The sequence below is a fragment of the Cutibacterium modestum genome, assembly GCF_008326345.1.
Taxonomy (GTDB): Bacteria; Actinomycetota; Actinomycetes; order Propionibacteriales; family Propionibacteriaceae; genus Cutibacterium; species Cutibacterium modestum.
The window spans coordinates 53,800-66,070 of record NZ_BJEN01000004.1 but is presented as its reverse complement, the minus strand read 5'-3'; the positions used below and the strand labels follow the sequence as shown (position 1 = coordinate 66,070).

Here is a 12,271-nt window from a genome sequence, read left to right as displayed (position 1 = left end):
AGCGCTCCCGAACACGGTCAGCATGCTACTCATCAGGGTCATCCTCGAGCCCTTCTGTGGGCCGAGAAGAGATCAGCGCATTGACCCATCGAGCACCAGGGTCATGGTCAATAAGGGTGGCCTTGACGAGCAGGGAACACGGCAGAGCGATAAGAGTTCCCAACGCCCCAAAAACCCAGCCCCACAAAAGTAAAGAAACAAAGGACATCGTCGGTGTCAGACCGACGGCGTCACCAGCAAACTTTGGCTGGATGATCGACTGGATGACGAAGTTCAGCGCCGAGTACGAGACGACGACAGCCACTGCCGCCACCCATCCGTCTTTGAAGAGGGCCAGCAAGGCTGGCGGGATAACACCGACGATGAAGCCAATATTCGGAATGTAGTTCGTTAAGAAGCTAAACAGTGCCCACACCCCGGCAAGTGGAACGCCGATAATGAGCAAGGCCGCCCAGTCAAAGAGAGCGACGATAAGGCCGAATACCGTCGTCACCAGCCAGTACTTACGAATACCGCTGGAAAAGGATTCCAAGGCCAAGACAACGTCTGGCTTGCGGTTTCCAGCCATTCGCAGCCGATCATGCATCTGCGGGGTATCCATGACCATAAAGATCATGCCAGTGAGGATGACGATAATCATCGTCACGATGCTGGTCGTGTCCGACGCCACTGATGTTATGACCGACATCACTTGCTGGGGATCGATCTTTTTGAGCTTATCGGTGATGACTTCCTGCGAATACCCGAGTTGAGTCGACCAGTGCAGCAGTTGCGTATAAATTTTCTCCATCTGCGGGATGTAGCTCTGTAACTGGTTAATCATGGCTGCCACCGACCACACCATGCCGGCGACACCAGCCGCAAGCACAACAATGACGGTGGTGCCGGCCGCGGTGGCAGAGATCCACCGCGGGCACTTATGCTTCACGAGCCAGGTGTGAATCGGATACGCCGTAATAAGGAGGTTCAAACCGAAAAACAACGGCGCGATGACACTCGATAACTCATGCAGGAAGCTCAGCCCCAACCACGCTGCCGCCACGGTCAGCAGAACAATGGTGAGCTTGGGCAAGCCGTGTTTGTTGGTGGCTGCCTCAACCTTTTCTTGGTCGCTCGGCTGAGGCTGAAGCCCGGACTCGGCCACTTTCTCCGCGCTCGTTGCGCCGTGGGTGGACCGATCCTCGGCCTCTAATTCGCCACGCTCGACCGCACGGGCCACCGCGATGTCGTCAGCCACCATTTGACGCACGTTGCGCAACTGACGAGTGGCGGGGGCTACAGAGATCCGACGTCGAGGTCGTGTGGGGCGTTTGATCATCGAACTTCCTCGGGATTGACGTGGAACCGGCGCCGTGCGGAAACCCGAACGACGCCGGCCATCAACGGATCACGTCGATCCTACGGGACACGTGGTCCCTGATCATCACTCGGACTTATCGTCCTTGGTAGGGGCCTTCTTCGTGGCAGCGGCCTTGTCATCAACCTTCTCCGCGGAGTCCTCACCAGGGGCGTCCTCCTCAGCCGGCTCGTCGGCGATGGTGCCGTCAGGCTGGATGCGGTCGAGCTCGAGGGCATTGCCCTTCGAATCGGTGACGGTGGCAGCACCCACCATGGAGGCCAAGGCCTTTCCGCGACGGATTTCCTGCATCCAATCGGGCAGGTGGTTGTGCTGCATCATGTGCTGAGCCTCCTCCTCGGGGGAGGTACCGTTCTGTTGAGCCTTGCGGAACAACAACTCGGTCAACTCGTTCTGCTCAACACCGATCTCGTCGTCATCGGCCATCTTGTCGAGGACGATCTGGGCTTTGAGGGCGTCCAGGGAACGCTTCTCGATCTCGGCCCAGAAATCGTCGGCGTTATCCACCTCCTCCTCGGAGTCCTCGAGGTACTCCTCGACGGTCATACCGGCCTCAGTCAACTGCTGGTTGACCTGCTGACGGCGGGCCTCGAGCTCAGAGTCAATGAGGTTAGCCGGCAGCTCAATGTCGATCTTGGAGATGACCTCCTCAAGCACCTTGTCACGGGCGTCCGCAGCCTGGTCGAGGCGAGCCATGTTCTCCAGAGCGGTGCGCAAGTCAGCACGCATCTCATCAACGGTGTCGAACTGACTGACCAATTGGGCGAAGTCGTCGTCAACGGCTGGGAGCTCCTGCTCGCAGACCTTGGTGACGGTGACCTTGACGTCGGCATCCTGACCGCGCAGCGGGCCACCGACGAGGGTGGAGTGGAACTCGGCGGACTCGCCAGCCTTAAGTCCGGTAACGGCCTCATCAAGGCCTTCCAACATGCCTTCGGAGCCAACCTTGTAGGTGACGTCGGAAGCGGTGGCCTCTTCGAGGGTCTCGCCGTCGCGGGTCCCAATAAGGTCAATGGTGACGAGGTCATCCTTGGCGGCAGCACGCTCGACCTCCGTGTTGGTCGCGAAACGCTGGCGTAGAGTTTCGATGCGCTCGTCAACGTCCTCGTCGGGCACCTCAACGGCTGGCACCTCGACGGAAATGGCGGCGACGTCGGGCAGATCAAAGTCAGGACGGACGTCCACCTCAGCAGTAAACTCGACGACCTCGCCATCCTCCAGCCTGGTCACCTCAATCTCGGGCTGGCCCAGCGGAACGACCGTATTCTCCTCGACAGCCTTGCCGTAGGCAGCCGGGAGGGCGTCGTTAATGGCCTCCTGAAGAACGACTCCGCGGCCGAAACGCTGATCGATGATCGGAGCGGGCACCTTCCCTTTGCGGAAGCCGGGAACGTTCACCTGGGCGGCGATGTCCTTGTAAGCCTTGTCAAGGCTGGGCTTCAGTTCGTCGAAGGGCATCTCGATCGTGAGCTTCACACGGTGGGTGCTGAGCTTCTCAAGGGTGCTGGGCACGAAGTCTCTCCTGTGGTTCCGATTCTGTCGTCCCCATTGAGGGAACACACATTCCATCTGATTCTAGCGACGTGGTAGCCGCCGAGCCAGCTGAAGATTTCCGCAGGGCACCGATACCCGCCCAAGCCCACGATCTCGGCCAATGGTTTCGGTGTTGCTGTGAACTTTTCAGCGGGCTACCCCTATGGGCCCAAGAATTGAGGCGGGGTCGAAGCGGGTCCAAGGCCAAAATCTTCTGAAGTCCAGTCAATGTGACGGTGAGTACTCGGTCAAAGTGACTGGACTTCAGACGGTAATGAGGTGATTCACCTTTGGAAGCGCATGAAGGCGAGACCCATGTCCTAACACCCAGCCTGTTTCTTCCACTTCCTGATTTTGGTGCGAAACGTCGTAAACGGTGCGACCGTGTTGATATGCACCCACTTCCACACTGGCCACGCCGATGGTGTCGATGACGCCCAGGCCCGCTGCCCCGGCTCAAACAAGTCTTCTTCAGTGAGACCCTTAACCAGGTGGACTACCTCGTCAAGCGAAATCTTGAATCGATCCGTCAACACTTCAGCGAGGGGCGTCTCCCAACGCCGATAAAACGCCTGACACAAATCGCCTAACTGATTCCACTTATACCCCGGAGCGGGAGTCACCACCTCCTCGCCGGCTCGCTCGTCACGTTCCCAGCCAAGCAGTAGCTCCATCCAGCCAAGCTGATAGGCGATCATCTGCCTGGGTGTACGATCAACGCCGTCAACCAGTCGGTCCCAGCCGTCGTCGGGGACGTCTGCAAACTCGCCTATAAAAAGATCGCCACGCTTGGCAATCTCTGCAGCCAGCTCATCGCCGGATTCATACGACCTCACCGCAAACACCCTTTCGAAGCGCCCCTCAGGAATTCTCCGTTAGCGTATCCGTTCATTGAATCGTACGTGTCGAGATGACAATGCCCCCTACGAGATGGGGGAGAAATCTCACACTGTTGTGCGACTTTTGCGACCAAAACAAAGGAATTGTCACAGGCAATGCCACCATGGAGCGGATGACGGGAATCGAACCCGCGTAGCCAGTTTGGAAGACTGGGGCTCTACCATTGAGCTACATCCGCGCACCCCCGAGGGGACTTCGACAGCATACATGGATTGACCGTCGACGTCACACCCGTGGTGACACGGTGCGTCAGAGCGGGCTGAACTCGTCCGCGCGTCACCCACATATCAACCGTTCGGACCATGTCCACAGCTCATTCCCATGATGTGATGACCTCATGACACCATTGAAGAAGCTTGCCACCTGCGCGACCACCTGGCTCGTCATTGGGCTGCTCGGCGGAGTACTCTACCGCGAGTTCACTAAGGCCCACAACTTCACCGGCTGGACCCAGCTCAAGGTGGTACACACCCACAGCCTGGCGCTGGGCTTCATGCTCACCCTCATCGTGCTCCTTTTGGAGCGCGCGTTCACCCTGTCGCAGCACCGCGGCGCCTTCGCCACGTATTTCTGGGGATTCAACCTTGGCCTGATGGTGACGATCACCATGCTCGTCGTCCACGGCATCATGCAGGTCAACGGACATACCGACGTCTCCCCCACAATCTCCGGCATTGCGGGGCTTGGCCACATCAGCCTGTCAGTCGGACTCATCGGCCTCATGGTTGCCTTGTTCAAGTCACTTCCGACTGCAAATCCTCGGGATCAAGTCATAATCGACCGCTGACCCTTGAAAAACCGCTGGCCCGTGAAGAAGGGGCGAGCGCTCGTCATGTATCGTACGCATGCGGATACCGCCACGATGGCGGCCGTATGAGAGCGCAACGTGTGGTCGATTACGTGCCCGTGCCATGACGGCAGCAACCATTTAAGGATGGAGTTGACTATGCCAATCACCGTCGCGCCGGGCTCAGTCGTACAGGTGCGTGACGAAGAGTGGCTCGTCCGCACCGTTGAGCAGACCGACGACGGACAGCTCCTGACGGTTCAGGGCTTGTCAGACCTCGTCCGTGGCACCACGGCGACGTTCTACGAACACTTGGACACCATCATTCCGCTGGATCCGCATGACGCGACCCCGGTAGCCGATGCGTCCCCGCACTATCGGGACGCGCGGCTCTGGTTGGAGGCGACGCTTCGCAAGACCCCAATTCCCCTCAAGGAACCCACGCTGGCCGCCAGCCAGTACGCCCTGGCTAAGCGCCTGCGGTACCAATACTCGGCGGTACAGCAGGCCCTCGATCCGGACAATCTTCGACCGCGCATCCTCCTGGCGGACGCGGTCGGCCTGGGCAAGACGATCGAGATCGGGATGATCCTCTCCGAACTCATCCGTAGGGGCCGTGGCGAGCGCATTCTCATCGTCTGTCCCCGTCACGTGCTGGAGCAGATGCAAAACGAAATGTGGAGCCGGTTCGCGATCCCATTCGTTCGTCTCGACTCCGTGGGTCTGCAGCGCGTCAAGCAGAAGATCCCCGCTAACCGCAATCCCTTCAGTTGGTACAAGCGCGTCATCATCTCGATGGACACTCTGAAGCAAGACCGCTTCGCCCACGACCTCCACCGTCACGAATGGAACGCCGTTGTTATTGACGAGTCCCACAATGTCACCGGTGACACCACCCAAAACAACCGTCTTGCCCGAACCCTGGCACCCAATACCGACGCCCTCATTCTGGCGTCCGCGACCCCGCACAATGGCAATCGGAAATCCTTCGCCGAGCTCATCAGACTGCTGGAGCCCACCGCCGTCAATCCGCATGGTGACCTCGACAAGGACGACCTCAAGCGTCTGGTGAAGCGACGCCACCGTAACGACCCCGAGGTGTCCAGCGTCGCCGGGGCCGACTGGGCTGAGCGCAAGCCCCCCACAGAACCTCCTTGTCAAGGCCAGTGCGGCCGAGGACGCTGTCGCTGACGAGTTGGATCGAGTCTGGCTACATCCCGCGGGATCGTCCCCGTACAGCGGCGCAGCCACCGCTCTCTTTCCGTGGACCATCGCTAAGGCCTTCTTGTCCTCCCCGGCTGCCCTGCGCCAAACCATCAGCGAACGCCGTCAACGCATCACCGCACACTCACCGAGACAAGATCAGCAGATCGAAATCGAAGCGCTGGATCGACTGAATACATTGAACGACGCCGCTTTCGACTCGTCGTCTAAGTATGACGAGTTAGTGCGCTATCTACGACATATCGGCATCGATCGACGTCAACCGGAGCGAGCCGTTGTCTTCGCTGAGCGAGTCGCCACCCTGCACTGGCTGCGTGATCGTCTCATCGACGACCTGTCCCTCACCGCCGACCAGGTCGCGGTGCTGCACGGTGGCCTCAGCGACACCGAACAGCAGCAGGTCGTCGAGTCCTTCAAACAGTCGAACTCCCCCATCCGCGTGCTGGTCACCGGTGACGTCGCCAGCGAGGGCGTCAACCTGCACCAGCAATGCCACGAACTCATCCACTTCGACATCCCCTGGAGCCTCATCCGCATTGAGCAGCGCAATGGCCGCATCGACCGATACGGCCAGCGTCACTCCCCGCAAATCACCACCCTGCTGTTGGAGCCGTCGAGCCCATCCTTCCGTGGCGATCTTCGGGTACTGTCCCGTCTGCTTGAGCGCGAGCAGGAGGCGCACGAGGCACTCGGCGACGCCGGCAGTCTCATGGGCCGTTACAGCGTCGGCGCCGAAGAGGAAGACATCAAGCAGGTCCTGGCGGGCCGCCACAAGTTCGACGAGGTTGTCACGAGTGTCGACGAGTTGTCACCCGATGATTCCCTGGCCTGCCTGCTGGCCTCCCTCAACGCAGCAGTCGATGACCAGCCCCTGCCTGCTGAGTTCGCCGAGCCGAGCCCGCTGTACCCCCGGCCCGTCGACTTCCTGCGTGAAGCGTTGGAGGCCTACTACACCACGCCGTCGGCAGCCCCGACGGAGACCGGTCGCGGTGGCGGCGTCTCGTGGCGAGACCACGGCGACGGCATCGTCGAGTTCGTTCCGCCTGCGGACCTGCGGCAGCGCCTGGAGGTACTACCGCAGAGCTATCTGCGGGACCGCCACGTACTTGAGCGCTTCTCCCTGGCCACAGACGAGACGGCCGCGCAGGCGCAGCTTGACCGAGCCCTCACCGACGATTCCGATAGTTCCTGGCCTGAGGCCCACTACCTGAGTCCCCTGCATCCGGTGCTGGACTGGGCTGCTGATCGCGCACTGTCGAAGCTGTCGCGTAATTGCTGTCTATGTAGTACGCGGCAAGGTCGACTCACCCACCATCTTGGCCGTTGGCACACTCACAGATCGCCGCGGTCTGGTGATGGCAGCGAGTTGGATGTGCATCAGGTTCCTTGATCCGGAAAAGCCCACGTCCCCGTATGTCACCATGCATGACTCGTCGGCCGAGATGCTCGCCGGGGTCGGCGTCGGCGCTGACATGTCCAATCCAGGACCCATCGCACGGCCCGATGATCTCAAACCCTTGGTGGCGCGCGCCATGAGCATCGCAGACGACCAGCTCACGCCCATGTTCAACGCCGCTCAAAGGGACGCCCAAGACCGAATTGCCGCATGGAACCACAAAACCCTCACATGGCAAGAGGATTCCAGACCCTCATCCCTAACCATGCCCTGCGCATACGGCGAACCTCCATCGAGGAGGAGAAGCAGCTCATCGCCGACATGGAGTCACACCAGAAACTGGCGCGGCCCCTGCTCGTCGTCGTGCCGGAGGACTTCCCGACCGCTCGTGAGGAGAGCACCCATGCCAACCAGTGACGCCCTCATTGTCGTCGAAGATTGGATCAGCGAGCATTTCTTCACCACGGATGCGCGTAAAGAGTCTTTCCAGAAGCTCGTGCTGGATCGTCGCAAGCAGTGGGATAGCGAGGACATCGAGACGCCGCGGTCGAAGTTCACCAAGCAGGCCAGCAAGCTCGCGACAACGCTGGCCGCGCTGTACTCAGATGACCTCGACGAAGCATCAAGGGCCGGCGCCACGACGCAGGCCCACGAGAAGCTGCTGGACGTGCTGGGATACTTGACTGGTGAGTTCAAAACCGATCCCCACGGGCCGGTGCGCTTCTTCTCGACGGCGGGTGTCGACGAGCCGGCGCTAGCGGTTGTCACGGCCCGGCCGGTAGAGACCCACGACGAGCTCATGGTCAAGGACGCCCCGACTCTCACCACACCGTGGCGACCGTCAGACGACGCCCCGGATAGCGAGGAGGTGCGCTCGGCAAGCCGCCTCGTGAGCACCCTGTTCGTCCGTGAGAAAGGGCCGAGTTTCGCCCTCATCATGGCCGGACGCTGGCTCGTCGTTGCCGAAAAAAGCCGGTGGCCTGAGGGCCGGTACCTAGCCGTCGACGTGCAGACCGTCGCCGAGCGGGCCGACCTGAAGAAGGGCGGCGAGGTCGACCGCGCTCTCACCTGCCTCGAGGCGGGATCTTTGGCCCCTGACGCCGAAGGCAAGGTGTGGTGGGAGACCGCCCTCATCGAATCGATCAAACACACCGTCGGCGTCAGCCAGGACCTGCGTGAGGGAGTGCGTGAATCGATCGAAATCATCGCCAACGAGGTGGTGAACCGCCGGCGCCAGCAGGAACTCGCCCCTCTCCCCGCCGACCAGGCGCAGCCTCTCGCGATGCAGTCACTGCGGTTCCTCTACCGCATCCTTTTCCTGCTCTACGCCGAGGCCTCCCCCGAGCTGGGGGTGTTGCCGGTTGGGGCCCCTGAGTACGACGCGGGGTATTCCCTTGATCGGCTGCGCGAACTGGTGCAAGTACCGTTGGTTACAGAGCAATCCATGCGCGGTACACACTTCTACGAGAGTCTGGGGACCCTCTTCCGGCTCGTCGACCAGGGCCACCGAGAGGACGTCGACGAGGCGACGACGGGACTGTCCTTCCACAGCCTGCGCGCCGATCTGTTCACCCCGAAGGCAACCGCCCACATCGACAAGGTGGGTCTAGGCAATCAGGCACTTCAGCAGGTGCTAGAGCGGCTGCTGTTAAGCAAAGAACAGCACGGCAAAAGGGGCCGGGAGCGCGGCTACATCAGCTACGCCGAGCTAGGCATCAACCAGTTAGGAGCCGTCTACGAGAGCCTCATGAGCTACACCGGGTTCTTCGCCACCGAGGATCTTTACGAGGTGGCTCGCGACGGCAACCCGCAGAAAGGGTCGTGGGTGGTGCCGCTGGATCGGGCCTCGGGCATTGCCGACAAGGACTTCGTGCTGGTCGAGGATGACCAGGGCCGCCGAGAACCGCGTATCTACTGTCAGGGGCAGTTCGTCTTTCGGTTGTCAGGCCGAGAACGTCAGCAGTCGGCGAGCTACTACACCCCGGAGGTACTGACGAAGTTCACCGTCGGCCAGGCGCTGGAGGAGCTTATCGACGACACCACCACCGCCGAGGAGATCCTGGGCTTGAGCGTCTGCGACGCCTGCTCTGGGGTCGGGAGCGTTCGCCATTGAGGCAGTGCGTCAGCTCGCGACGGAGTACCTGAAGCGCAGGCAGGACGAGCTAGGCTGCACCATTGATCCCGAGGATTACCCCGCTGAGCTACAACGGGTCAAGGCCTACCTGGCGTTGCACAACGTGTACGGCGTCGACCTCAACGCGACCGCGGTGGAGTTCGCTGAAATCACCCTGTGGCTCGACACCATGGCGAAGGGTTTGGACGCGCCGTGGTTTGGGTTGCGGCTACGTCGGGGTAATTCGCTCATTGGTGCTCGCCGCGCCGTGTATCGAGAAGATGAGGTGACGTCGAAGGAGTGGCTGCGCACCCCGCCCACCGATGTGCCGCTTGAGGATCTCACGCACCGCATCGAGGCCGACGACTCTGGCCCCACTCAGGCTGCCGGGCACATCCCGCACTGGTTGCTGCCCGGGGCCGGGTGGGGTGCGACCGCTGATTCTAAACAGGCCAAGCAGCTTGCCCCTGACCGCGTTGCCGCGGTGAAGAAGTGGGGCAAACAGATGCGGGCCAAGCCGACGAAGGCTCAGGTACGCAAGCTGGTCGATATCGGCTATCAGGCTGAGGAGTTGTGGACGATGGCGCTGCGCCGTCTCATGGTGGCCGAGCAGCAGACCCGACGCGAGATCGCGTTGTGGGGCCGGGAGGCGACGACGAAGAAGCCGACGGTCACCCGTGAGCAGGTCGAAGAGTCCCTCGCTGACTCCAATGGGGCGTATCGCCGGCTGCGGCGAGTCATGGATGCCTGGTGCGCCCTGTGGTTTTGGCCGCTGACAGGGGAACCCGTCGCCCCACCTACCTGGGAGGAGTGGATTGACGCCTGCCAGATGATTATTGGCAGCCAAACCCAGATCCGCCTGAAAAACACGGCGAGACGTTACGACGACGCTGCCCAGCAGCAATTGGCTCCAGCCGACCAATGGGAGGCCCTGGCCGAGCAGGAAAACTGGGCCATCAGTGCAGGTGGTGCCGACTCTGTGGACAATGCGCTGGAACGTCACCCGTGGCTGCGGGTGTGCGAGAAGGTCGCCAAGGAGCAGGGCTTCTTCCACTGGCAGTTGGATTTCGCCCCCGTCTTTGGGCGCGGCGGGTTTGACCTGCAGGTGGGAAACCCTCCGTGGGTTCGGCCCGACTCCGACATCGACGCGCTCCTGGCCGAGGGAGACCCGTGGTGGGAACTTGTCGACAAGCCCTCAGAAGCCGAGAAGCGGGAGCGCCGCACCACAACCCTGCTTTTACCAGGCATCCGCGAGCTCACGACTGCTTCGGACTCCGAAACGGTCGCCGTACGCAGCTTTGTCAGCGATCCGACCATGTACCCAGAACTTGATGGGCTGCGACCAGACCTCTACCGATGCTTCATGTGCACGACGTGGTCACACCAGTCATCTCGCGGCACCGTCGGACTCATCCATCCCGAGACCCATCTCACTGACGAGAAAGCCGGGCACCTTCGCGAGCTCACCTACCCGCGGCTACGCCGCCACTGGCAATTCGTCAACGAACTGCAGTTGTTCAGCGAGATTGACCACCACGTCACGTACGGGGTCCACATCTATGGATCACATCGCGCGCCATCGTTCCTCAACGTCAGCAATCTCTACACCCCCGCCACGGTCATCGGATCTCTTCGGCACGACGGATCAGGCGAGGCGCCTGGGTTCAAGTTTGAGGGTCACTGGGATGATCGGCCGCATGGCAAGCGCATTCAGACCGTCACGGACGAAACCCTCGCCACCTGGCGCGACATCCTCGATCCCGACCTTCAGACTCCGCGACAGACCCGAATGCTCTACACAGTCAACCGGGATGTGGCGGAGACCTTGCGGCAATTGTCGAGGGCCCCACGTCTTGCGTCACTGCACCTGCGGTTCTCGCAGGGATGGAACGAGACAACCGACTTCCAAAAGGAGTACTTCGTCAAGAGTTGGGGCCAACCCGATTCCTGGGACGACGTCATTCTGCAAGGCCCTCATCTTCACGTTGCGACGCCCTTCTTCAAGTCCCCCAATCGCACGATGAAGCACAACCAAGATTGGTCCGAGGTGGACCTCGAAACCCTGCCACCCGGTGCGATCCCGGTCACCGCGTACAAACCGGCAGGAGACCGTGCCCGGTACGATGCCGACTACACCCATTGGGACGGCGACCCTGCCCGCGACCACTACCGTCTGGCGTGGAGAGCCATGGCGGCCAACACCGGGGGCGAACGCTCATACCCGCCATCATTCCGCCTGGTGCTGCGCATCCCCACGGGGTGTTTTGTGTCGGCGGAACCACTAACCGGGGACTCGCCACAGCTGGTGGGTTCAGTGCAAGTCTGCTGCTGGACTTTGCCGTGCGTGCAGCCCCGAAGAGCGGGATCTACGAAAGCGTCTTAAGCAGGCTTCCAGCGCCTCCCACACGACATCCACTCCTTGATGCCCTCGCCCTTCGCACCCTCCGCCTCAACTGCCTCACCGACGCCTACGCCGGCCTGTGGCAGGAGTGCTTCGACACCTCCTTCACCTCGGATGCCTGGGCAAGCACCGATCACACCGTCACCTCCCTGGGCGACGTCGGCCCTAGCTGGACCCCACAGACCCCGCTGCGTCGAGCCTCCGACCGGCGTCAGGCCCTCGTCGAGATCGACGCGATCGTGGCTCTCATGCTCGGCGTCACCGCCGACCAGCTGTGCACGGTGTATCGCACCCAGTTCGCCGTCCTATACGGCTACGACCACGACAAGTACACCTACGACACGAACGGCCGCGTGGTGCCGAACGCCGTCCTCAAGGTGTGGCGCAAGAAGGGCGATGCGACAACCCGCGAGCTCACCCACACCAATGAGGCAGGCAACACCTACGTCTACGACCTGCCGTTCCAGACCTATGACCGTGAGCATGACATGCGCGTCGCCTACGCTGAGTTTGAGCGTCGACTGGAGACTCAAGGAACTAATTCATGAGTGAACTCGTCC

General features: G+C 61.3%; 4 protein-coding genes, 1 tRNA gene and 3 pseudogenes. 4 read left to right on the top strand and 4 right to left on the bottom strand.

Annotation, left to right across the window (positions count from 1 at the left end; translation table 11 throughout):
- Window positions 1–25 precede the first annotated feature (25 nt).
- The 4 genes from F1563_RS11860 to F1563_RS11845 all read right to left on the bottom strand — a co-directional run bounded on the left by F1563_RS11860 (window position 26) and on the right by F1563_RS11845 (window position 3,968).
- Window positions 26–1,240: an AI-2E family transporter gene (locus F1563_RS11860; protein WP_002527078.1), complete on the bottom strand. Its 1,215-nt coding sequence runs from the start codon at window positions 1,238–1,240 to the stop codon at window positions 26–28.
- Between the two features lie 183 nt (window positions 1,241–1,423).
- The gene (gene tig, locus F1563_RS11855) at window positions 1,424–2,869 is read right to left on the bottom strand and encodes a trigger factor (protein ID WP_007433564.1); all 1,446 of its coding nucleotides are present in this window, start codon (window positions 2,867–2,869) and stop codon (window positions 1,424–1,426) included.
- Window positions 2,870–3,210: 341 nt separating this feature from the next.
- Window positions 3,211–3,726, bottom strand: coding sequence for a ClbS/DfsB family four-helix bundle protein (locus F1563_RS11850; protein ID WP_227432013.1), 516 nt, complete (start codon window positions 3,724–3,726; stop codon window positions 3,211–3,213).
- Between the two features lie 168 nt (window positions 3,727–3,894).
- Window positions 3,895–3,968 (bottom strand) — tRNA-Gly (locus F1563_RS11845).
- Window positions 3,969–4,127: 159 nt separating this feature from the next.
- Between F1563_RS11845 and F1563_RS11840 the strand changes: the two genes are divergently transcribed.
- The 4 genes and pseudogenes from F1563_RS11840 (at window position 4,128) to F1563_RS14435 (ending at window position 12,259) form a co-directional block, all read left to right on the top strand.
- Window positions 4,128–4,577 carry a DUF2871 domain-containing protein gene (locus F1563_RS11840; RefSeq protein ID WP_007433566.1) on the top strand — a complete coding sequence of 150 codons (450 nt, stop codon included), beginning with the start codon at window positions 4,128–4,130 and terminating at the stop codon, window positions 4,575–4,577.
- Between the two features lie 159 nt (window positions 4,578–4,736).
- Window positions 4,737–5,649, top strand: a pseudogene (locus F1563_RS14450) (DEAD/DEAH box helicase).
- A pseudogene (locus F1563_RS14940) lies at window positions 5,646–7,614 on the top strand (helicase-related protein). Before F1563_RS14450 ends, F1563_RS14940 begins: the two co-directional pseudogenes overlap by 4 nt.
- Window positions 7,601–12,259, top strand: a pseudogene (locus F1563_RS14435) (Eco57I restriction-modification methylase domain-containing protein). Before F1563_RS14940 ends, F1563_RS14435 begins: the two co-directional pseudogenes overlap by 14 nt.
- The last annotated feature ends 12 nt before the right edge of the window (window positions 12,260–12,271 follow it).